This is a genomic window from Brevundimonas sp. SL130 (assembly GCF_026625805.1).
Lineage (GTDB): Bacteria > Pseudomonadota > Alphaproteobacteria > Caulobacterales > Caulobacteraceae > Brevundimonas.
The window spans coordinates 3,098,272-3,120,571 of record NZ_CP113064.1; the positions used below are offsets into that span (position 1 = coordinate 3,098,272).

Here is a 22,300-nt window from a genome sequence, read left to right on the forward strand (position 1 = left end):
CACGATTTACGCCCGCAATCGGGGATCGGATCATCCGGCGTCGAGATCCGCCAACCGTCCGCGCAGCATCTGCAACATGGCCGAGAAGTCCCGACCGCCGTGACCCAGGCCGTCGAACAGGGCGTACATCGCTTCGGCCTGGGCGCCCAAGGGGGTCGAGGCGCCCGATTTGGCCGCCGCATCCTGGGCCAGCTTCAGATCCTTCAGCATCATGGCGGCGGCGAAACCGCCTTGATAGCCGCGGTTCGACGGGGCCGTGGGCACCGGGCCGGGCCAGGGATAATAGCTGTTCACGCTCCAGCACTGGCCTGTGGATTTGGACGCGATTTCAAAGAACCGCTCTGGATCCAGACCCAGCTTCTCGGCCAAGGCGATCGCCTCGCACGTCCCCAGCATGGAGACGCCCAGCAGCATGTTGTTGCAGATCTTGGCCGCCTGACCGGCGCCGTGGTCGCCGGCGCGGATGGTGATCCGGCTCATCGGCTCCAACGCGGTCTCGACCCGGCTGAAATCGCCTTCGTCGCAGCCGACCATAAAGGCCAGGGTTCCCGCTTCGGCCGCCACCGTCCCGCCCGAAACCGGCGCATCGGCGAAGGCGTGGCCCGATTCCTTGGCCAGACCCGCCACCTTGCGCGCCGTCTCGACGTCGATGGTCGAACAGTCCAGCAGCAGGGCGCTGGACGGGGCGGCGCCGATGATCTGTTCGGCATAGACCTTATGCACATGGGGTCCGGCGGGCAGCATGGTGATGACCGCCTCGGCGTCGGCCACGGCCTCTGCGACCGATCCTGAGGGCCTACAGCCTGCTTCGCGCGCCCGTTCCAGGGCGGCGGCGCTCAGGTCGAAGGCGGCCACCGCATGGCCGGCCTTGGCCTGATTGGCCGCCATCCCGCCCCCCATATTGCCCAGGCCGATGAAGGCGATCTTGGTCATGGTCTCTCTCCCTTGGTCGGCGCCCCTATCTGTCGAGGGGCGTCCATTTTTCGTTGTCCGGCAGCGGCGTGAACAGCGCGTCCAGCATCTCGTCCGTCACACCCGACAGGTCCGCCGGGGACCATCGGGGCGCATTGTCCTTGTCCACGATCACGGCCCGCACCCCCTCCTGGAAGTCGTGGGTGCGCACCACCCGGCCGCCCAGAGCATATTCCATCGCCATGTTCTCGGCGAAGGAGGTCAGGGCGGCGCCGACACGCAACTGGCGCAAGGTGACCTTCAGCGACTGCGGCGACTTGGTCTTCAGCGTCGCCAGCTGGGCCAGCGCCCAGTCCGAGCCTTCCGTCTCCAGCGCCGCAAAGATGTCCTCGACCCTGTCATGGGCGAACAGCCGGTCGATGGCGTCACGGTGGGGGTTCAGCGGCGCCTCTTCTGGCTCGGTCGGGCAGACCCAGCGGTTCGCCTCCTCCAGCGGGTCCGACGGGTTCGCCAGCAGCGCCGCCTTGAACCCCTCGATATCGATGGCCGGCACGAAATGAGTATGGATTCCCAACGCCACCGTGTCCGCCACCTTCAGACGCACGCCCGTCAGCGCCAGCCAGACGCCGGTCTGGCCCGGCAGACGCGGCAGAAACCAGCCGCCGCCGACATCAGGGAACAGGCCGATGCCCGTCTCCGGCATGGCGTAGGTCGTCCGCTCCGTGGCGATACGGATCGCCGACGGCTCCGAAATCCCGACGCCGCCGCCCATGACGATCCCGTCCACAATGGCCGTGATCGGCTTGGGATAGTCGAACATCAGGTGGTTCAGCCGGTATTCCGCCAGGAAGAAGGCCCTGGCCTCGGACGCGTCCCCCGCCCCGCTCTCGGCGATCATGCGGATGTCGCCCCCGGCGCAGAAGCCGCGCTCGCCGGCATGGTCGATCAGCACCGACGTCACCAACGCGTCCGCGCGCCAGGCCGCCAAGGCCTCGATCATCGCCTCGCACATCGCCCGGTTCAGGGCATGGATGGCCTTGGGCCGGTTCAGGGTAATGCGGCCGACGCCGTTCTCGACGCGGGCGATGATTTCGGGTTCGGGGTTCATTATCGGCTCAATCCCGCAGATCAAAAACATCCACGCCGACGGCGCGGCAGGCATCCAGCAAAGCGGCGTCCCGGGACGCGAGAGCACCGCCGTTCCCCAAGGCGTGAAGTAGATAGGCGGTGTCGAACAGGCTGAGTCCGTGCGTCACGGAGGGGCCGATCAGCGCCAGCGCCGCCTCGCTGTCTCGCGGCGGCGTCAGCCGGATGTCCAGTTGATCCAGTTTCTCGCGTAGCTGATCCAGATCGGCGCGGCCGCGTCCTACCCGCAACGAGATAAAATTCCCGATCTCCCACACGAAGACGTCCGGCGCCGTTCGGTAGACCTGTTCGTCCAAAAGCAATCGATCCGCCGCCTGGGTGCGTTGCTCAGGAAAGAGCCAGCTGATCGCGCAAGAGGCGTCAATCGTAACGGTTTTCATTGCGGACCAGTGGCTTCAACTCGTCCCAACTCATGTCGGCCAGGGTCGGATCGATAGGTTGAGCATCTCGCCAAGCGATGATCTTCTCTGCCACGGCCTTGCGCTCTTCCGGCGACAGGGTTTGACGCTGGGGCATGGCCGGCACGATTTTGACCGCCGCCCGCCCTCGCCGCGTGACTAATATTTCTTCTCCCGTTCGCTCCACCTCGGCGATCAAGCTGGTGAACGAGGTCTTGGCTTCCAGCACTCCGACCTCACGCATGGCGCGGCCTCCTGACCATTATGGTCAGAACATAGTCTGTCTTGCGGATTGCGGCCATAGGCTGCGTCACTCTCGCCCCATCTCCCGCGCGATGATCACCCGCATGATCTCGTTGGTCCCTTCCAGGATGCGGTGGACCCGCAAGTCGCGCACGATCCGTTCCAACGGATAGTCCTTCAGATAGCCGTAGCCGCCGTGCAGTTGCAGGGCCTCGTCGGCGATCTGGAAACAGGCGTCGGTAGCCAGGCGCTTGGCCATGGCGCACCATTTGGTCTTTTCGGGATGATCAGTGTCGATGGCCCAGGCGCCGCGCAGCACCATCAGCCGCGCCGCCTCCAGGTCGGTGGCCATGTCGGCCAGGCGGAACTGTAACGCCTGAAACTCGCCCAGCGGCTTGCCGAACTGTTTGCGTGTCGTGACGTAGTCCTGCGCCGTCTCCAGCGCCAGCCGCGCCCCGCCCAGGGAACAGGCGGCGATGTTCAGCCGCCCGCCGTCCAGACCCGCCATGGCGTAGCGGAAGCCCGCCCCTTCTTCGCCCAGCAGATTGGCGACCGGCACACGGCAGTCGTCGAACTGGACGATGGCGGTCGGCTGGGCGTTCCAGCCCATTTTGCGCTCCTGGGCGCCGAACGACAGGCCGGGCGTTCCGGCCTCGACAATGACGGCGCTGATCCCCTTGGGGCCCTCCCCTCCGGTCCGGACCATGACCACATAAAGGTCGCTGGTCCCCGCGCCCGAGATGAAGGCCTTGGCGCCGTTCAGGACATAATGGTCGCCGTCGCGCACCGCCGTGGTCCGCAGGGCCGCCGCGTCCGAGCCGGAGCCCGGCTCGGTCAGGCAATAGGAGGCGATCTTCTCCATGCCGACCAGATCGGGGACGAAGCTTGCGCGCAGATCGTCCGACCCGAACCGGTCGATCATCCAGGTCGCCATATTGTGGATCGAGATGAAGGCCGCCGTCGCCACATCGCCGCGCGACAGCTCCTCAAAGATCAGCGCCGCCTCGACCCGGCCCAGGGCCATGCCGCCGTGTTCCTCAGCCGTATAGATGCCGCAGAAGCCCATCTCGGCCGCCTCTTTCATCACCGCGACGGGGAAATGCTTCTCCTCGTCCCAGCGCGCCGAATGGGGCGCCAGTTCGGCCTCGGCGAAGGCGCGCGCCGCGTCCTGAATGGCGCGCTGGTCATCGGTAAGGGCGAAATCCATGATCTCTAAACCTGCTCAATCATCCTGGGGCGTCCCGACCACCGGCCACACTGGACAGCAATGGGATACGCCCCAGGATGATGATGGCTGACTATCTCGCCCCCGTCAGCACCCCATACAGATCCGTCCGCCGATCCCGGAAGAAGCCCCAGGCCGCGCGATACTTGTCCAGTTCGTCCAGGTCGAAACGGTGCACCAGCACACCCTCCTCCTCGGCGTCCAGGCTCTCGACCAGATCGCCCTGCTGATCGGCGATGAAGGAATGGCCGTAGAAGGTCTGGCCGACCTCGGTCACCGTCTCATGGCCGATGCGGTTAGCGCCGACGACCGGCACGGCGTTGGACACCGCGTGCCCCTGCATGGCGCGCCGCCAGGGCTGGGCCGTGTGCAGGGTGGCGTCGTGCGGCTCGGTGCCGATGGCCGTCGGATACATCAGGACGTCGGCGCCCATCAGCATCATTGCCCGCGCGGCTTCCGGGAACCACTGGTCCCAGCAGATGCCGACCCCGACCTTGCCGAACCGGGTGTTCCAGACCTTGAATCCGGTGTCGCCGGGCCGGAAATAGTATTTTTCCTGATAACCCGGACCGTCGGGGATATGGCTCTTGCGATAGATCCCCAGAGCCTCTCCGTCCGCGTCCAGCATGACCATCGAATTGTAATACTGCGGCCCGTCCTTCTCGAAGATCGAGACCGGAATGGCCACGCCCAATTGCTTGGCCACGGGCGCCATGGCCAACACGCAGGGATGTTCGCGCCATTCATAGGCCTGGCTGAACCAGTGCTCCTCCTGCGAGACGCAGAAATACGGCCCCTGGAACAGTTCCGACGGCAGGATCACCTGTGCGCCCTTCGACGCCGCCTCACGCACGAAGTCGATGGTCTTGGCGATGTTCGCCTGCATATCCTCGCCATAAGAGGTCTGGATGCCGGCGACGGTGATGGTGCGGGTCATGCTAGGCTCCGAGTGAATAGTGCGAGTGAGCAAGGGGTGAGCCGGTCAGCGGCGGTCGCTGATCGATTTCAGCAGGCCGGTGGTCATGCGTCCCAACTCGAACAGGTCATCCATTATCGCACGGAACGACGGCTCTTCGATGTAGGCGAGACGACGCGCGATGATCAGAAGGGTTTCAAGTTCCGCCAATGAGCCACGCGCAATCCCGATGAAATGCCCAAACTCCCCGGGTGTGCGGCGGCCGGCCCCTTCTGCAATATTAGCCGGCACAGACACAGCGGCCCGACGGACCTGACTGACCAAGCCATACTGCTCCGCCTTCGGCCAGTCGGCCGTCACCCGATACAACGTCTCCGTCATGTCCAGAGCAATCTGCCAGACCTTCAAGTCACGGTGACTGCGGGGCGCCCCCTCGCTCACCCCTTGCTCACTAGCACTCGTCACTCACCCCGGCTCCTGCTGGGAGATACAGTGAAACGAGCCGCCACCGGTCAGAATGGCCTTGGACGGCAGCGGGATGATCTCGCGATCAGGGAAGGCGTCCTGCAACGCCTTACAGGCCATATCGGCTGCACCGTCATCACCATAGGTCGGGACCACCACGGCGCCGTTGGCGATCAGGAAGTTCATGTGGCTGGCCGGGATCGGGCGTTCGTCCTCGTCCAGAACCAGACCCGGCGACGGGATCCTCAGCACACGGAGCTTACGTCCCGCCGCGTCCGTCATACCCGACACATCGCGCGCCGTGGCGTCATAGACCTCGGCGTTGGGATCGTTGCGGCCCCAGGCGACCGGGCAGGCGACCACGCCCGGCGCCACGAACCGCGCCAGATTATCCACGTGTCCGTCGGTGTGGTCGTTCAGAAGGCCGTCGCCCAGCCACAGCACAGCCTTGGCGCCGATGGCCGTCTCCAGCGCGGCGGTCGCGACCGCCTCGTCCTGATTCCAGGCCGGGTTGCGGTTCGGGTTCAGCAGGCACTGGCGCGTGGTCAGGACCGTCCCCTCCCCGTCGTGATCCAGCGAGCCGCCCTCCATGACGAAGTCGTTCCACGTCAGGGCCACGCCCGAATGCTCGCCGATCTGGTCCGCCACCAGTTCGTCGCCCGGCATGTCATACTTGCCGCCCCAGCCGTTGAACCGGAACGCCGCCGCCGTCTTCGACCCCGCGCCGAAGATCGGCCCGGTGTCGCGCAGCCAGATGTCGCCGAACTCCCCGGCCACCACCTCGACATTCTCGACCCCGGCGAAGCGCGCCTGAGCGTCCGCCAGAACCTCGGCCTTGCCGACCATCAGCCTGACCTGTTCACGTCCCGGCCCGGCCAGGGCCCGCACCAGCCCCTCGACCTCGTCCTGCGCTTGTTCCAGCGCCTCGAACCAGTATTCGGCATGGCTGGGCCAACCCACCCACATGGCGCGGTGCGGAGCCCATTCTGCGGGGATGAAGGCGGTCATCGGCGAACTGATCCTGTCTAGGTCCGGCGGCGGGTCCGGAGACGAAACGCGAGCCGCGCCATATGGCCCCTCCCGCCCCCGACTTCAACGGCGGGCGGCATCATCACCCCGGTGGCAAAGAAAAAGGGCGGCCCGCGAACGGACCGCCCTTCGTCGTTTCAGTCTGGCTTGGCCTTAGAAGGCGTAGCGCAGGCTGGCCATGATGGTCCGGGGCGCCGAGATATTGGCGTACGGACGGCTGTAACCCGGTTGTCCAACCACCGACGACGTGGTCGTACCCAGCGAGCCGTAATATTGCTCGTCGAACAGGTTGATGACGTTGAACTGTAGATAGGTGCCTTCAAGGCCCAGCGGGGCAAAGTCGAAGCGGGCGTCCAGATCAACGACGGTGTAGGCGTCGACCTTCTGGTCGTTCACGTCGGTCACCCAACGCTCGCCGACATATTTACCTTGGATCGCAGCCGAGAAGACCGGGTTGAAATCGTAGGCGATACGCAGACCGAAGGTCTCCTTCGGCGTCTCGACCACTTCCTTGCCCTTGGTCAGAGCAACCAGGGTGGAGGAGATGTTGACGTTCTCCTGCAGTTCGCTTTCCAGCAGCGCCATCGAAGCGAAGATGCTCAGCTTGTCGGTCGGCTCCCAGCCCAGCGAGCCGTCGAAACCGTAGGATTCCACGGCGCCGACGTTGCGGTCGACGTTGAAGCCCAGGTCCTGGTCGTAGGAGCTGACGATTCGGTTCTGGTAGTCGGTGTGCCAGACGGCGGCCGAAGCGATCAGGCTCGAGGTCTGGAAGCGATAGCCGAGGTCGAAGGTCTTGGTGTTTTCCGGCTGGACGTCGGGGTTTCCGATCGAACCGTCGGCCAAGCGAGTCACGGAGTACAAGCTGTCCGTGCGCGGAGCGGAAAGGCCCTCAGCGTACGAGGCGTAGAGCATGTTTGCGCCGAAGCGGTAGGTCGCGCCGATGTTGGGCAGCACGTCATCGTACTTCAGTTCCCGCGAGTAGGGCGCGATGTACTGGGTCGTGGCGCCGGCGAAGGTGACGTTGCCGTTGGCCAGCGTGGCGTTCGGGACTTCAGTGGTGCAACGGACGCTCGAGGACGAGTTCTGCGAGTAGCAGTACTGGTTCAGCTCACGCTTGAAGAAGGGCGCACGCACGCCGATGTTGATGCGCAGGGCGTCATTCAGGAAATCACCACGATATTCGGCGGCGAACTGGTTCAGCTCAGCGTAGGACAGACGATCCCGTGCACGCAGATAGAAGCCGTCCCGGTTCAGGATGCGGTTATCCTTGTCATCCAGACCACCGAACTCGTCAGCGAATCTCGGGTTCGATGGATCGCCGAAATCGACTGCGCCATAAGCGCCGGTCTGACGGTGACGGCCGTAGTCCAGCGTATAGGCGGCGCGCAGTTGGTGATCCTCGTTGAGGTTCCAGATCAGCGAGCTGTTGATGCCGTAACGATAGGTATTGGTGTTCGACGGCGTCATGACGCGAACGCGGTCCAGCACATCGCCATCACCGTTCAAATCCACACCGCCGGTAGCCGACGAACCGGCAAGCAGCCGCCAAGTGGTGTCGTTTGCGCCAGTCGCCGCAGCTTGCGACTCGGACATCACAGTCTGCTGACCGCCGCCATTGGCTTGGGTGTACTGGAACGAAGGATCGAAGGTGAAGGTCAGCCCCTCAGCCAGAGTGAACTTCGAGTTGAGGCGGATGTTCCCCGTATCCGACGGGTTGATCCGGAGCCCGTAATAGGCCGCCTGGACCGTGCTGGACGTGTTGGTGTCGTAGTCAGCGACGCCGTTGCGGAAGGTCGGCACCGTATAGTTGGTGCTATAGTCGATGTTCCAGCCAAACGGGCTGGTTTCGACTTCGGCCGGCGTGACGACGCCGTTAGCGGCCGTCGATACCAGGTTGGGGCTGTAGTAGGCGAAGTTACGGTTTTCGTTGTAGTGAGCCGACAGGGCCACGAAGTCGCCGTTCCCACCGATCGGCTGATAGATGCGGAAATTGTACTGGGTCTTCTTCAGGTCGCCCTGACCCTTGAACTTGTCATACTCTTGGCTGGAAACGGCGAACCAGGCCGAGGTGCCCCACGGGCCGAACTCGCCGGTATCGACCAGAGCCATGATGCGGCGGAAGTTGAAGTCGCCCAGCGCCCCCTGGACCCAGCCGCCAAAGTCCGTGGCGGGACGACGCGACACATAGTTGATGGTGCCGCCGGTGGCCGAAGCCGTCGGGCTGTCCACGTCCGTCGTTCCGGTATTAACCGAGGCGCGCTCGATCAGTTCCGGATCCAGTTGTTGGTTGGTGTAGCTGGCGTAGTTGCCCGTGTCGTTCAGCGGAATACCGTCGAAGGTCAGCGAGACGCGGTTGCCGTCAAAGCCACGCAGACGAATGTTGCCGCCCGACGAACCGTAGGGGTCGTTGTTGGTAAAGTTCAGACCCGGCGTCAGGTTCAGGGTCTGGACGATGGTCTGACCGGCGGCCTGGGTCGCGATGAACTCTTGCGTCACGGTCGAACGGGTCTTGCCGGCCGTTTCCGCGACGATAGTGCCGTCCGTGGTGCGCACGCCGCGCACGCCGGTGACGACGACTTCTTGGACTTCGGTCGCTTCCGTACCGGTCGATTGCGCCGAGGCGGCGCCGGCGCCGGCCATGACGCCGACGATGGCGGTAGTCGCCCAGAAGAGGCGCTTGCGGTTGATCATTGCATCTATCCCCAGATGAAGGCCGCACCGGGCCCCAAAGGCGACAGGCGGGGTCGCCTGCCGAAATCTGGCCCCATCTACGTCCCGTGTTGCAATGTCAGGCGACAGTTATACGACAGTGATATGACAAGGCCCTTATGTGGCCTTGTCGCAACATTCATGTCGCAGCATGTCAGGCTGCTTAGAAATTCCACTCAAACATGTCAGCGACGCCATGCGCCGTCCGCTCGATGGCGCGCGGTTCGTGGAAGTTGCCGTTCACCTGGCTCTGGGCGATCACATGGGCGCGGAAGCGGGCGAACAGCGCAGAATCCGGTGCCTGGGGCGCAGCCCAGAAGTCGTCCAGCGATTGCTGGTCTGTCAGACCGTCGAAGTCGAAGAAGGCGTCGCCCATGACCTTGACCGGGGTCTGGAAGCCCAAGGCCGACAGGGCGGCGCTGGAGTTATTCACCACCATGCCGCGCGACGCCCGACACAGTTGGGCCAGATTGCCACCGTCGATGAAATCGACCCGGCCCTGCAGCCCGCGCTCTATGACCAGCCGCCGCGTGACCGCCGCCAGATCGACCACGCCGGGATCAAGCGGATGATTCTTGACCACCAGCCGGGCCTGTTTGGGCGCATGGGCCGCGAAACTGGTCATAAGCCTGGCCAGGAAGGCGGTGTTGTCCGGATAGCGCGAATACCGCAGCAGTTGGGCGTCGCCCTCGCGCTGAAGACAGGCGATGAAGAAGTCGCCCCGCGGCGCGATGACGTCCACATGGCTGGCGGCGGACGACTGGAAGGCCAGCCCCAGATACCGCCGAATATGGCCCAGGCACTGAGCCAGGGGCGAAAACGTATAGTGGTTGACGTAGCGCGGGAACAGCAGCCGCCCCAACCCTTGGACCAGATGGTAGGTGCTGATATTGACCACATGATAGGGCAAAATCCGTCCCACAGGGACAGGCTCGGGCAGTTTCGGCGCCGGCGCCCCATAGGCCTGTTTAAAACGTGGCAGGCCGCTGGCCGCATTGACCCCGTTCCGTTCCACCGTGATCCAATCGGGACGGAAATAGCCGTTTTCCAGCACCCAAACCCTGGCCGCCAGGCTTTCGGCGGCCGACAGCACGGCGCGATTGTAGGGTCCGCCCTCACCGAACAGAATGACGTCTGAATAGCCCGCCGTCATCTCCGCCAGCCGCGCGCCCCAGACTTCTTCTCCGCCCTTGAACACCACCCCGCCGCTTCGCCGCCATTCCATCGCGTCCCCGGCGTTGAAGATCATCCGCCGCACGGTCGCACCGCGCGCCTCCAGCACCTTCGCCAGTAGGGCGCTGAAGCGTCCGAACGGCGCGGAGACGATCAAAAACCGCCGACCTTGAAGACCGGCTTGGTTCGTGGATGACGTGGGGGGCGCGCGATTCAGCTCGGTGGAATCGTCCGGGCAGAAAGCAGGTGACGAAGGCGACGGCCTCGTTCGATCCTGTACATACGAAGAAACCTGAGCGCGAAGTCTGTAACGACGCTGCCGACGCGTCGACACGGACCTAGCGGTGGGGCGCGCATCCACCATCAAACATCTCTCGATTGCAAGTCGCCGATTCGCAGAGGCGCACTCGCCAACTCTGCGTCTTTAAAATCACTAGCGAGAGACCCCATCATCCCGGCCACTGTGACTTTTCCAACAGAACCGTTCAACCCATTTCGAGCCCCGCCTCAGAAGATATTTCCGATGGCGAAACATTAAGACACACAGTCGAAGGCCGCCGCCTCCAGAAGGAGGCAGCGGCCCTCGCCGTCATCTTCGCACAATCTCAGCCTGCGTCGTCGGCTCGACCGAAATCGAACCGGCGATCAGGCTTAGAAGTTGATGTCGATGGTGGCGCGACGGTTCAGCGGTTCACGCACGCCGTCGGCCGTGACCTTGGCCAGGGCGGTTTCGCCCTTGCCGTCGAGGGCGATGACGCCGCCGGCGACGCCTTGCGAGACCAGGGCGTCCGCGACGGTGCGCGAACGACGGTTCGACAGGCCGAGGTTATAGGCGGCCGAGCCGGAGGTGTCGGTGTAGCCGACGATGACGACGCGGGTCGCGGCGCCGGTCTTGGCGTAGTTCGCAGCCTGGGTGACGACCGAGCGGGCTTCAGCCGTCAGGTCGGAACGATCCCAGTCGAAGTAGACCACGAACTGACGCGCGGCCGGCTTCTGAGCCACCGGCGGCGGGGGCGGCGGGGGCGGAGGAGGCGGCGGGGGCGGGGGCGGGGGCGGCGGAGGAGGCGGGGGAGCCGCTTCTTCGGCGCCGAAGCTGTAGCGCAGACCCAGGGTCACGGTGTGCGACTGATCGTAGTCGCCGTCCCATTCGCCGAACGAGGTGCCGCCGACAGTGGCCGAATCGAACGAGACGTCGCCGGTCAGATAGCGATAGGTCAGGTCGATGTTGGTACGGTCGCCGATGGCCCAGGCCAGGCCGGCGATCGCCTGAGCGGCGAACTCGGTCGAGTCTTCATCGGTGTTGAAAGTGGCGCCGCGGCTGTCGCGCAGATTGCCCGAAACCTTGGTGTCCACGCGGTTCACGCCGACGCCGAGGCCGACGAAGGGACGCACGCCCCAGGCTTCGTAACCGAAGTCATAGATGACGTTCGCCATCAGGGTGGCGGAGTCCATGCTGCCTTCCGGGGAGTAGCAGCCACCGGTCGCCGGGGTGACGTTGCAAACGCCGCCGGGACCAGAGACGGCGCGCACGGTGCCGATGTCGCCAGAGCGATAGCCGCCCTCCAGTTCGACGCGCCAGTTGGGGTTGAAGCGATAGCCGAGACGGGCGAAGGCAGCCCAGCCGTCGTTCACTTCATAGTTCCAGTTCACTGCAGTCGTCGACGACTCGGCGTTGATGTCGTCGATGATGTGGTAACCCGCATCAACCGCGCCGTACCAGCCGTTGGGTTCCGCCGAGGCCGCGCCGGCTGCGAACAGCCCTGCGACGGCGACAGAGGCGAGAAGTTTGAGCTTCATAGCTTCCTCAATCTGTAAAATGCCCGAAGCCGAGCTGTTGCCCGACGTTCCCGAGCCAAACGACATCACTTGGCCCTAGTTCCGCCCGGCTTCGACGAATGTGGCGACTGTGGCGCCGTTTCAACACAATGAGCGAACGCTGATTTGGGCGACACAGCTATTCTGATCGACAGTCCCTCTTGCGTTGACCCAACGTGAGGCGCCTAACTTCAAGCTGAGAAACGCCACGGCCTCAAGCAGCGCGAAGCGCGATAGGCCACACAAACAGCCTCAAGCAGCGCGAAGCGCAATGGGCCAACCAGGAAAGACAATCCCATGCGTGAAGCCGTCATTGTCTCCACCGCCCGCACGCCAATCGGTCGGGCCTATCGCGGAGCGTTCAACGACACCCAGGCCCAGCAGCTGGGCGCCCATGCGGTGAAACACGCGATCCAGCGCGCCGGGGTCGATCCGGCCGAGATCGAGGACGTGATCATGGGCGCGGCCCTGCAGCAGGGCTCGACCGGCACGAACGTCGCCCGCCAGATCGCCCTGGCCGCCGGCCTGCCGTCGACGGTTCCGGGCATGAGCCTGGACCGCCAGTGCGCCTCGGGCCTGATGGGCATCGCCACCGCGGCCAAACAGGTCGTGTTCGACCAGCAGAAGATGGCGGTCGGCGGCGGGCTGGAGAGCGTCTCCCTGGTCCAGAACCAGCACATGAACCTGTACCGCGGCAAGGACGAGGCCCTGCTGAAGCTGGCGCCCCATATCTATATGTCGATGCTGGAGACGGCCGAGGTCGTGGCCCGGCGCTACGGCGTCAGCCGCGACCGCCAGGACGAATACGCCCTTCAGTCCCAGCAGCGCACGGCCCAGGCCCAGGCCCAGGGTCGGCTGGACGCCGAGATCGTCCCCATGACGACCACCATGCTGGTCACCGACAAGGCGACCGGCGAAACCGCCTCCCAGGAAATCACCCTTTCGAAGGACGAGGGCAACCGACCCGACACGACGCTCGAAGGCCTGAAGGCGCTGAAGCCGGTGTTCGGCAGCGGCGAGAAAATCCAGCAGGGCGAGTTCATCACCGCCGGCAATGCGTCCCAGCTATCCGACGGCGCCTCGGCCTGCGTCGTCATGGAGGCCGGCGAGGCGGTGAAACGCAATCTCCAGCCGCTGGGCGCCTATCGCGGCATGGCGGTGGCGGGGGTCGAGCCGGACGAAATGGGCATCGGCCCGGTCTACGCCGTGCCCAAACTGCTGAAACGCCATGGCCTGACGGTGGACGACATCGGCATCTGGGAGCTGAACGAGGCCTTCGCCGTCCAGGTGCTGTATTGCCGCGACACCCTGGGCATCCCGAACGATCTGCTGAACGTCTCGGGCGGCGCCATCTCCATCGGCCACCCCTACGGCATGTCCGGCGCCCGCATGACCGGCCACGTCCTGATCGAGGGCAAGCGGCGCGGCGCCAAATACGGCGTCGTCACCATGTGCATCGGCGGCGGCATGGGGGCGGCGGGGCTGTTCGAGATTTTCTGAAGGGCTCCCGCCCACTCCAACTCCGTCATCCTAGGGCTTGTCCCTAGGATCTATACGCCCGGTGCATCCGCAGGGGCCCTGGCCTTAAAGACCGGGAGTATGGATCCTCGCCACAGGGGCGAGGATGACGATTATAGGTGGCTGCGACGACGGGGAGCGGGAGACGCCTCAAACCCGCTCGCTGACCTTGATCGCCACCCGGCACCCGGCCTTGATCACCCCGCTCAGCAGCCGATAGGCTGGCGCCTCACGGCTGCCGTGTTCGATGGCGTGGTCGTGGTGCGCCAGTTCTTCGTCGCGGAACTGTTTCAGTTCGGCGGCCAGGGCCGGATCGCGGTCGCCGATCTCGGCGATCTGGTCGGCGTAGTGTTTCTCGATCACGCTCTCGACCGCCTCGGTACAGGCATGGGCCGCCTTCTCGCCCATCAGAGCCGTGCCCGCGCCCAGGGCCGAGGCCGCGATCCGCCACAGCGGCGTCATCGCCGTAGGCCGCACGCGACGTTCGTTCAGCAAGCGCTCGAACCGGGCCAGATGCACTGCCTCCTGATCCTGCATCTCGCCCAGATCACGCGCCATTTGGCCATGCGCCTTGCGGCCCTCAAACACCGCCTTCTGGGCGCGATAGATCAGCACAGCCGCATATTCGCCGGCGTGATCGACGCGCAGAATCTCGTCCATCCGCGCCTTGTTCGCCCCCATTCCGGGGCGGGGCAGGGGAATATGGGATGCGGCGTCCGACATGGCGTCAGGCCTTTTCAAACCGGGGGGCGCGGGCGTCCTTGGGGCGTTGGGCCGCCAGCAGGCTGAACCCGGCCAACGCAATAGAGATGACGGCGTTCCAACCCGCCATCGAAAGACCCAGCCAGCTCCAGGCCACGGAATCGCACATGGCCACCCGCTGTGACGGTCCCGTCCCCAGCGCCAGGGCGGTCAGGCTTTCCAGATCGACGGCGCCCCCGCCGACGCAGGTCGCAGGCAGGCTCCACCACTTGTATTCGCCGCCCATATGGAAGACGGCGGTTATGGCGCCGGTGGCGAAGACGGCGGCCAAAAGGAAGGAGGCGATTCGCGGCGTGCCGCGCCGGCTGCCGCTCAGGATCGTCCAGGCCGTCGCCACCACCGCCACGGCCACCGCGCCCCAATAGACTTCACGCTGCTTGAGACACAGGTTGCAGGGCGCCAAGCCCGCGAACCGCTCGAACGCATGGGCTGCAGCCAGCATCGCCAAGGACGCGGCCAGGGCGAAGGCGGTCCACCAACGGGTCAACAGGCGATAGAGTTTTCTCATCGTGAAACGGTCTTACTCTGCTCCAGTCTCGGCGTCGACTTACAGAAGCTTCAGCACGACGATCAGCGCGATCAGCACCGCCAGCCCGATCCCGGACCACAGGGCCAGCCGCTTTTCGACCTGGGCCAGCATGGCCGGCCCCCAGGTCTTCAGGATCCAGGCCTCCAGAAAGAACCGCCCGCCGCGGGTCGCCGCCGACGCCGCCATGAAGATCGGGAAACTGAAGGCGGCCAGGCCCGAGGCGATGGTCACCAGCTTGTAGGGAATGGGGGTGAACCCCTTGATCAATATGACCCATAGCCCCCACTGGGCGAACCATTCGCGGAAATGATCCAGCCCGTCCGCATGGCCCAGGAACCGCAGGATCGCCAGGCCGACGTCGGTCAGAAAATAGCCGATGGCGTAACCCAGAATCCCGCCCAGGACCGAGGCCAGGGTGCAGACCCCGGCGTAGAAGTACGCCTTCTCCGGCTTGGCCAGGATCATGGGCGCCAGCATCACGTCGGGCGGAATCGGAAAGAACGAGCTCTCGGCGAAGGACACGACCGCCAGGGCGGGCGTGGCGTGGCGATGGCGCGCCAGATTGAAGACGCCGTCATAGAGCTTACGAAGCATGGATAGTCCCCTGGGAGGCCTGATCCGTAGCAAGCCCGCGCCCCGCCGTCACCCGCTGCGACACCGCAACCCTCGCGACGGACGCCGACCTGATCTAAGGATCGCCGGATGACCGCCTCCCCGCCGTCCCACCAACACGACGACGTCAGCCAGAACGTCACCCGCCTGCTGCGCCGCCTGTCCGACGACGGGGGCGACGTCGGCCTGACCCTGGACGAGATCCGCGACCGGCTGGACGAGCGCGCCTACGGCCTGCTGATCCTGCTGCTGTCCATCCCCTGCCTGGTGCCGGGCCTTTACGGCGTGCCCCAGGTCGTCGGCGTCGCCATCCTGTTGCTGGCCGGCCAGATGCTGGTGGGGCGCGAAGAACCCTGGCTGCCGCGCTGGCTGCTGAACCTGCGCGCCAAGGCCTCGTGGCTGAAGGCCATGGCCGATTTCGCCGAGTCGAAACTGGGCTGGATCGACCGGCTGTCGCGCCCCCGCCTGCGTCGCTTCGCCGACGGGCCGGGCGAGAAACTGGCGGCGGGCTTCATGATCCTGGCCACCCTGACCATTGTCCTGCCGATGACCAACACCATCCCCTCCATCGCCCTGGCCCTGCTTTCGGTCGGCCTGATCCAGCGCGACGGCCTGTTCGTGATCGCCGGGGCGGCGGTGACGACGGGCTGGCTGACCCTGCTGGGCGTGGTGGCGACGGGCCTTCTGTTCGGCGCGGAATGGGCGACGCGGCTGCTGCCGGGCTGACGGCTAGTCGTCCGACCGATCCGACGCCAGCCCCCGCTCGATCCGGACCAGGTCCAGCACCCCGATGATCTGACGCGACCGCCACTGGCTCATCATATAGATGATCGGCCCCAAGCCCACGGCGACGAGGAGACTGACCACCTCCCACATATGGGCGCGCATGAAGCTCAACAGGCTATCTCCCGCCAGTTCTGCCAGCAGGGCCAGGATCGACAGGGGGACCGTCAGGTAGCCGACGATGACGAACCGTAAAATCTGGTCCTGCCGACGCGCGTTCAGGTTCGCCAGGGCGTACAGGGCCTCGAAACCCGCCTCGTCTATCCCGTCCAACAGATCGAGGGTCTTCAGCGTCGAGGGATTCTGTCGGAACCCGCTGACGAAATCCACCCCCGCATAGCCCCAGGCGCCGGGCGTATAAAAGCTGGACGGGATCAGGCTCCAGACCGGAAACAGCGCCTTCAGCCGCCGCCAAAGCGCCCACAGGTCGCCGTTCGGTTCTAAGTCTTCCATGACTTTCCCCCTGCTCCCCTTGTCCCTCGCGTCCCAGCCTCGCGACGAGATCATGATTCTGCGCGGCCATCCCTGATCATCGCAGAATGTCCAAAGTTTAACGGGAGGCGCCCGCAAATTTGTCGGAGGATATGTCTGAGGTCGCAATCAGCGGCCTGGTTTTTACGCTTGAAGCCGAGTGCAATGATCCGTCTTGTCCCCTCTCTGATCCTCACCTCTACCCTCCTGACCTTGGGCGCGGCGTCGCCTTCTCTGGCCCAGGAGGGGGCGCCCGACTACAGGCCCAGCTTCGATCCGTCCGCTCTGAAAGGGCCGCCGGCGGGGCCGCCAAATGAGGTTCTGGTTCTGGGGACCGTGCATCTGTCGGAACTGGAGGAAGGGTTTCAGACGGATCTTCTGTCGCCCCTGCTGGACCGGTTGACCGCCTGGCGTCCGACCGCCGTGGCCACTGAGGACGTGTCGGGCCTTCAATGCGACGGCCTGCGCCGCTATCCCTCGCGCTACGCCGAAACCATCAAGTTGCGTTGCTGGGATCCCGCGCCGGCGAACCAGGCGACGGGCCTGGACGTGCCCGCCGCCAACGCCGAGGCGGAACGTCTTCTGGCCGACTGGCCCGCCCAACCCACGGCCGCGCAGCGGCGGCGCCTGGCCGCCGTCTTCATGGCGGCCGGAGAGCGCAGCTCCGCCCTAGTGCAATGGTTGCGCCTGGCGCCGGAGGATCGGATCGCCGACGGCGCGCTCACCCCCGAACTCGTCGCCATGCTCGAACGGCTCCGGACGCGCCGGAACGAGACCTATGCGATCGCCGCCCCTGTGGCGGCGCGGATGGGGCTGGAGCGTCTGTGGAGCGTGGACGACCATTCCGCCGACACGGCCGGAACGGACGACGAGGCGGAAAACGAGGCCGCCCAGGCTGCGATCATGGCGGCCTGGAGCAATCCGGCCAGCGAGGCGCGCCGGGCAGAACACGTCAGACTGATCGGACAGATCTCCCAACCCGGCGGGGTGCTGGACATTTACCGGGCCTACAATTCCGCCCAGGCGCAGCAGCTGGCCTATCGCTCCGACTTCGGCGCGACCCTGGTCGAGCCGTCGCCGCAAATGTTCGGGCGCCAGTATCTCGGCTACTGGGAAACCCGCAACCTGCGCATGGTCGCCAATATGCGTGACGTCCTGGGCCGCCATCCAGGCACGCGGATGCTCGCCATCGTCGGCGCCTCCCACAAGGGCTACTACGAGGCCTATCTGGACCAGATGCATGACGTCCGTCTGGTCGATGTTGAGACCGTGCTGCGCTGAGGCGGCGGGGGCGGCGCCATCACGACCCTGTGGGACCGCCTTGGCTCTGTCGTCATCCGCGACTAGGTTCCGCCCCAATCGGCGGCGCCTTTCGGTTAAGCCCGCCACAAAAGCTACGCGGGAGACGCGCCATGAACGACATGACCCTGTCCAAGGCTGAACAGATCGACCAGGACAACCCCCTCGGCGTCGACGGATTCGAATTCGTCGAATTCACCGGCCCCGAACCCAAGGCGATGATTTCGCGCCTTGAACTGATGGGCTTCACCCAGACCCACGTGAACCCCAAGACCGACGTGGTTCGCCTGAAACAGGGCGACATCAGCTTCCTGGTCCACCGCAAGCCCACGGATCGTCCAGGGAGCCAGGCCGAGACCTTCGCCAGGGACCACGGCCCGTCGGCCAACGGCATGGCCTTCCGCACCACCGACGCCAAGGCCGCCTATGAAGGCGCGCTGGAACGCGGCGCCGTGGCCGCGACCGATGCGAACGGCGGGGCGCTGGGCGCCTATCCCTATATCCTCCAGGGCATCGGCGGTTCGCTGCTGTACGTCATCGATCAGTATGGCGACGCCGGCTCGCTGTATGACGCCTGGGACGAGATCGAGGGCTGGGAAGAGGCCGAGCGCAAGAACTCGATGGGTCTCGAGATCCTGGACCACCTGACCCACAATGTCCGTCGCGGCCAGATGCGCACCTGGTCGGGCTTCTACGGCTCGGTCTTCAACTTCGAAGAGCAGAAGTATTTCGACATCAAGGGCAAGGCGACCGGCCTGTTCTCGCAGGCCATGATCGCGCCCGACCGCGCCATCCGCATCCCCCTGAACGAGAGCCAGGACGACAACTCCCAGATCGAGGAATTCCTGCGCCGCTACAACGGCGAGGGCATCCAGCACATCGCCCTGACCACCGAGAATATCTTCGAGACGGTCGAGGCCATGCGTGCGCGCGGCGTCGACTTCCAGGACACCATCGAGACCTATTTCGAACTGATCGACAAACGCCTGCCCAACCACGGGCATGACGTGGAGCGGATGCGCAAGAACCGCATCCTGATCGATGGTTCGGACGAGGACGGCCTGCTGCTGCAGATCTTCACCCAGGACACCTTCGGTCCGATCTTCTTCGAGATCATCCAGCGCAAGGGCAACGAGGGCTTCGGCAACGGCAATTTCCAGGCCCTGTTCGACTCCATCGAACTGGACCAGATCCGTCGCGGCGTCATCAAGGTCGACGCCTGAATGCGGATGCGGCCGCCGACCTGGCTGCCCTACCTGGGGCCGCCTCTGGCCGGGCTGGGCGCCGGGATCGTCGGGGCGTGGCTGGGCGGCGGGTTCTGGATTTCCCTGCTCGCCGCCCTCATCGTCGGCTTCGCCCCCATCGTCGCCTACCGCCTTTGGAAGCGGCTGCACCATCGGGGATGAGTCACTTCCCCTCTGAGCCGTCATCCTCGGGCTTGACCCGAGGACCGGACGTTCCGCCGCATTGCGCCTGAGGCGACGCACAGTCCGCCCGACGCCTGATCCTCGGGTCAAGCCCGAGGATGACGGGGAAAGAGGCGTCAGCTCGCACAATCTCGTCCACCCGGCATCTGAAAACGCACAGCTTTTCAGATTCTCTCCGCAATCGACCTGACACGCCCCGACGCTCGGTTAGAATGGCGGCCCAACGCGGGGAGCGGGCCATGACGCGAACGACACGGACTGAACCACAGGCGCGCCGTCGCCCGGCGCCCGGGCGCGGCGCAGTCCAAGAATGGACGAAAATAGACTCAAAAAATTCTGAGTCGATTCGTCTATTCACCCCGCCGCGCGCCGTTCTGGCCGCCCTGGCCGCCCTGGCCGCCGCCCCCGCAACCGCCCAAACCCCGACCGACGCCCCCCGCTGGTCCCTGGCCATCCACGGGGGCGCGGGCGTGATCGAGCGCGCCAGTCTGACGCCGGAACAGGACGCCGCCTATCGCGCCGCCCTGCAACGCGCGCTGGACGCCGGATCGGCGGTGCTGGCGCGCGACGGCTCGGCGCTGGACGCAGTTCAGGCCGCCGTCCAGGTCATGGAGGACGATCCCCTGTTCAACGCCGGACGCGGCGCCGTCTTCACCGCGGCCGGCCGCAACGAACTGGACGCCGCCGTCATGAACGGCGTGGACCTGACCGCCGGCGCCGTCGCCGGCCTGACCACCACCCGCCACCCGGTCGCCGCCGCCCGCGCGGTGATGGAACAGTCGCCGCACGTCATGCTGATCGGCCCCGGCGCCGACGCCTTCGCCGCCCAGGCCGGTCTGGAACAGGTCGATCCGTCCTTCTTCTTCACCGAACGCCGCTGGCAGGGCCTGATCAAGGCCCTGACCGAGGCCGGCCTGCCCCTGCCCGCCCGTCCCGCCGGAGCCCCCGCGCCTGGAGCCCAAGCGGCCGTCGCCCCGCCGCTGAACGAGAAGAAGTTCGGCACGGTCGGCGCCGTGGCCCTGGACAGCCAGGGTCGTCTCGCCGCCGCCACCTCGACCGGCGGCATGACCGCCAAACGCTGGGGCCGGGTCGGCGACGTGCCGATCATCGGCGCCGGAACCTACGCCTCCAACGCCGACGGCTGCGCGGTCTCCGCCACCGGCTCGGGCGAGTATTTCATCCGCTCCACCGTGGCCCGCGACATCTGCCGCCGCACCGCCGACGGCGCGACCGTCCAGGCGGCGGCCGAAGCCGAGATCGCCGACGTCGGCGCCATCGGCGGCGACGGCGGCGTCATCGTCCTGGGCCTGACCGGAACCCCGGCCTTCGCCATGAACACCTCGGGCATGTATCGGGGCGCAGTGGCCTCGAATACGCCGGCCCACGTCGCCATCTATGCCGACGAAGACTGACCTCCTCTTTCGTCATCCGCCGACAAGCCGCGCAGCGGCGCAGGTCGGGGGATCCAGCGGCGCGCGCGAGCGCAAACCTTTCGCGAACTCGCCCCTTAGCGTTCTTGCGGCAGAGGGATTTCGCCTTCGGCGCCGCTGGGTCCCCCGGTTCCGCTTCGCGGCCCGGAGGATGACGAAAGCAAAAACTCGTTCCCTGCTGTAAGATAGACCTCATGACTCCGACCGACGACGAACTGACCAAGATGGCCGAGGAAGAACTGGACGCCGCCTGCGCCATGCCCTTCGTCGAGCTGAAGAAGATCACGCCCTGGGGCGACTCCTATGTCGGCTTCGCCCCGTCCGGCCGCGAGGTCGAGGTCGAGCGCCGCTATCTGTGGGCGGTCGAACCCGCAGGCGGGGTGGTGGTCGAGGTCGAGGTGCGCGACCCCGCCGCCCGCGCCGGCGCCGAGGCCAAGGCCCTGCTCACCGAACATCGTTAACCTTTCACTTGGCCCCGCTTCGCGGCTGCGGCATGATGTGAGCGTCTGGGGACAGGGGCGTGCGCATGGCGATTTCGATCAACTACCCGTCGGATTTCGTCCCGGCCGAGCCCGCGCCCTTCGACGTGGCGGACCCAACCCTGTTCCTGGGCGTAGATCCCCTCATTCTTCTGCTCCTGTTCGTGATCGGCCTGTTGCTGTTCGCCGCAGGGGGCTGGGGCGCACGCGAGTACAGCTATCGGCGCGAAGGCGGGGTCGGCCGCGACGGCGACGCGGTTCCCCAAATCTACAAGCGCCTGCTCCATGTGCTGGAGAACGCGATGAAGGCCAGCAGCAACGCCCTTCCCGCCCGCGCCCAGGAAGTGGAGGAAGAATTCCAGCGCCTGCTTGGTCCCCTGCTGGTCATCTGCGCCAGCGTCGGCGGACCGTTGAAGGATTTGAAGAAGGCCCTGATCGGCGACGCGCCGAAGGAAGAACCCAAGAAAGCCGACAAACCGGCCGAACCCAAGCCTGAGGCCGCTTGCGGCTGCGGTGGGCATGGTGGACAGGATCGGGGCTGTAGTTGCGGCGTCGGCGCCGCGCGTGACCGGGGCTGCGGCGGCGGCCATTCCGTCATGCCTGCCGTGATCGTCAGCCAGACGGTGGTGGCGAACGGCTTCGTCTGCCTCTGCGGCCGCCCCTCCAAGGGTGAAGCCTGCACCTGCCCAAAGGAACCGGCCAAGCCTCACGCCAAACCGGCCGAGGCGCATGCGGAGACCAAGCCCGACAAGCCTGAGAAACCCAAGAAAATGCCCGAGGACCAGCGTGCACGCGCTTTGCGCGAAGCCCTCCAGGCCCTCTACGACCACTGGTCGGTCGAAGTTGATCGGATCAGAGAGCTTGAAAACGCCCGCCGCGCCCTGTGCACCGCCCCGCCGAAGCCCAAGAGTGAGACGGAGACCGGCCATTCCCCCGTCTGGTCCAGAGGCTGACCACCG

The 22,300-nt window shown here is 65.7% G+C and carries 22 protein-coding genes and 1 pseudogene; 8 read left to right on the plus strand and 15 right to left on the minus strand.

The features are described 5' to 3' along the window. Nucleotides 1–30: 30 nt before the first annotated feature. From mmsB to OU998_RS15150, 11 genes and pseudogenes are all read right to left on the minus strand, one after another. Nucleotides 31–942, minus strand: a pseudogene (gene mmsB / locus OU998_RS15100) (3-hydroxyisobutyrate dehydrogenase); the annotation flags it as partial. Between the two features lie 16 nt (nucleotides 943–958). Beyond that, the gene (locus OU998_RS15105) at nucleotides 959–2,020 is read right to left on the minus strand and encodes an enoyl-CoA hydratase/isomerase family protein (protein ID WP_267514479.1); all 1,062 of its coding nucleotides are present in this window, start codon (nucleotides 2,018–2,020) and stop codon (nucleotides 959–961) included. 7 nt (nucleotides 2,021–2,027) lie between these two features. Beyond that, complete coding sequence (locus tag OU998_RS15110) at nucleotides 2,028–2,438, minus strand: type II toxin-antitoxin system VapC family toxin (protein ID WP_324287968.1); 411 nt, start codon at nucleotides 2,436–2,438, stop codon at nucleotides 2,028–2,030. Continuing rightward, a complete protein-coding gene (locus OU998_RS15115; protein ID WP_267514481.1) occupies nucleotides 2,419–2,700 on the minus strand; it encodes a type II toxin-antitoxin system Phd/YefM family antitoxin in 282 nt (93 codons plus the stop codon). Before OU998_RS15115 ends, OU998_RS15110 begins: the two co-directional genes overlap by 20 nt. Nucleotides 2,701–2,766: 66 nt before the next feature. Continuing rightward, nucleotides 2,767–3,906 (minus strand): isobutyryl-CoA dehydrogenase, encoded by a 1,140-nt coding sequence (locus OU998_RS15120; RefSeq protein WP_267514482.1) that lies wholly within the window; start codon nucleotides 3,904–3,906, stop codon nucleotides 2,767–2,769. A gap of 91 nt (nucleotides 3,907–3,997) precedes the next feature. Continuing rightward, entirely contained in the window at nucleotides 3,998–4,861 is an 864-nt protein-coding gene (aguB, locus tag OU998_RS15125) for an N-carbamoylputrescine amidase (RefSeq protein WP_267514483.1), read from the minus strand. A 45-nt stretch (nucleotides 4,862–4,906) separates the two neighbouring features. Next, entirely contained in the window at nucleotides 4,907–5,248 is a 342-nt protein-coding gene (locus OU998_RS15130) for a four helix bundle protein (protein WP_267514484.1), read from the minus strand. A 57-nt stretch (nucleotides 5,249–5,305) separates the two neighbouring features. Next, nucleotides 5,306–6,313, minus strand: a complete 1,008-nt coding sequence (locus OU998_RS15135) for an agmatine deiminase family protein (RefSeq protein ID WP_267514485.1) — start codon at nucleotides 6,311–6,313, stop codon at nucleotides 5,306–5,308. A 174-nt stretch (nucleotides 6,314–6,487) separates the two neighbouring features. Then, complete coding sequence (locus OU998_RS15140; protein ID WP_267514486.1) at nucleotides 6,488–9,025, minus strand: TonB-dependent receptor; 2,538 nt, start codon at nucleotides 9,023–9,025, stop codon at nucleotides 6,488–6,490. A 181-nt stretch (nucleotides 9,026–9,206) separates the two neighbouring features. Further along, the gene (locus OU998_RS15145; protein WP_267514487.1) at nucleotides 9,207–10,373 is read right to left on the minus strand and encodes a capsular biosynthesis protein; all 1,167 of its coding nucleotides are present in this window, start codon (nucleotides 10,371–10,373) and stop codon (nucleotides 9,207–9,209) included. A gap of 494 nt (nucleotides 10,374–10,867) precedes the next feature. Beyond that, a complete protein-coding gene (locus tag OU998_RS15150; protein ID WP_267514488.1) occupies nucleotides 10,868–12,013 on the minus strand; it encodes an outer membrane beta-barrel protein in 1,146 nt (381 codons plus the stop codon). Nucleotides 12,014–12,328: 315 nt separating this feature from the next. Here OU998_RS15150 and OU998_RS15155 point away from each other — a divergent pair, with 315 nt between their 5' ends. Further along, a complete protein-coding gene (locus tag OU998_RS15155) occupies nucleotides 12,329–13,531 on the plus strand; it encodes an acetyl-CoA C-acyltransferase (RefSeq protein ID WP_267514489.1) in 1,203 nt (400 codons plus the stop codon). 168 nt (nucleotides 13,532–13,699) lie between these two features. Here OU998_RS15155 and OU998_RS15160 read toward each other — a convergent pair whose 3' ends face one another. Genes OU998_RS15160 through OU998_RS15170 form a run of 3 tightly spaced genes read right to left on the minus strand, consistent with a single transcriptional unit; the run spans nucleotide 13,700 to nucleotide 15,434 of the window. Then, nucleotides 13,700–14,272: a demethoxyubiquinone hydroxylase family protein gene (locus OU998_RS15160; RefSeq protein ID WP_267514490.1), complete on the minus strand. Its 573-nt coding sequence runs from the start codon at nucleotides 14,270–14,272 to the stop codon at nucleotides 13,700–13,702. A 4-nt stretch (nucleotides 14,273–14,276) separates the two neighbouring features. After that, nucleotides 14,277–14,819, minus strand: coding sequence for a disulfide bond formation protein B (locus OU998_RS15165; RefSeq protein WP_267514491.1), 543 nt, complete (start codon nucleotides 14,817–14,819; stop codon nucleotides 14,277–14,279). 39 nt (nucleotides 14,820–14,858) lie between these two features. Further along, nucleotides 14,859–15,434: a YqaA family protein gene (locus OU998_RS15170; protein WP_267514492.1), complete on the minus strand. Its 576-nt coding sequence runs from the start codon at nucleotides 15,432–15,434 to the stop codon at nucleotides 14,859–14,861. A 108-nt stretch (nucleotides 15,435–15,542) separates the two neighbouring features. On the opposite strand from OU998_RS15170, the gene OU998_RS15175 reads away from it, so the two are divergent. Further along, nucleotides 15,543–16,178 carry an exopolysaccharide biosynthesis protein gene (locus OU998_RS15175; RefSeq protein WP_267514493.1) on the plus strand — a complete coding sequence of 212 codons (636 nt, stop codon included), beginning with the start codon at nucleotides 15,543–15,545 and terminating at the stop codon, nucleotides 16,176–16,178. Between the two features lie 3 nt (nucleotides 16,179–16,181). On the opposite strand, the gene OU998_RS15180 is transcribed toward OU998_RS15175, so the two are convergent. Then, entirely contained in the window at nucleotides 16,182–16,688 is a 507-nt protein-coding gene (locus OU998_RS15180; RefSeq protein ID WP_267514494.1) for a hypothetical protein, read from the minus strand. A 183-nt stretch (nucleotides 16,689–16,871) separates the two neighbouring features. On the opposite strand from OU998_RS15180, the gene OU998_RS15185 reads away from it, so the two are divergent. The 6 genes from OU998_RS15185 (at nucleotide 16,872) to OU998_RS15210 (ending at nucleotide 22,294) form a co-directional block, all read left to right on the plus strand. Next, the gene (locus OU998_RS15185) at nucleotides 16,872–17,987 is read left to right on the plus strand and encodes a DUF5694 domain-containing protein (RefSeq protein WP_267514495.1); all 1,116 of its coding nucleotides are present in this window, start codon (nucleotides 16,872–16,874) and stop codon (nucleotides 17,985–17,987) included. A 131-nt stretch (nucleotides 17,988–18,118) separates the two neighbouring features. After that, entirely contained in the window at nucleotides 18,119–19,228 is a 1,110-nt protein-coding gene (gene hppD / locus OU998_RS15190) for a 4-hydroxyphenylpyruvate dioxygenase (protein ID WP_267514496.1), read from the plus strand. A gap of 6 nt (nucleotides 19,229–19,234) precedes the next feature. Further along, nucleotides 19,235–19,411 (plus strand): hypothetical protein, encoded by a 177-nt coding sequence (locus OU998_RS15195; RefSeq protein WP_267514497.1) that lies wholly within the window; start codon nucleotides 19,235–19,237, stop codon nucleotides 19,409–19,411. A gap of 260 nt (nucleotides 19,412–19,671) precedes the next feature. Then, the gene (locus tag OU998_RS15200) at nucleotides 19,672–20,844 is read left to right on the plus strand and encodes an isoaspartyl peptidase/L-asparaginase family protein (RefSeq protein WP_267514498.1); all 1,173 of its coding nucleotides are present in this window, start codon (nucleotides 19,672–19,674) and stop codon (nucleotides 20,842–20,844) included. Nucleotides 20,845–21,056: 212 nt separating this feature from the next. After that, nucleotides 21,057–21,323, plus strand: coding sequence for a hypothetical protein (locus tag OU998_RS15205; RefSeq protein WP_267514499.1), 267 nt, complete (start codon nucleotides 21,057–21,059; stop codon nucleotides 21,321–21,323). A gap of 65 nt (nucleotides 21,324–21,388) precedes the next feature. Further along, nucleotides 21,389–22,294 carry a hypothetical protein gene (locus tag OU998_RS15210; RefSeq protein ID WP_267514500.1) on the plus strand — a complete coding sequence of 302 codons (906 nt, stop codon included), beginning with the start codon at nucleotides 21,389–21,391 and terminating at the stop codon, nucleotides 22,292–22,294. Nucleotides 22,295–22,300 lie beyond the last annotated feature (6 nt).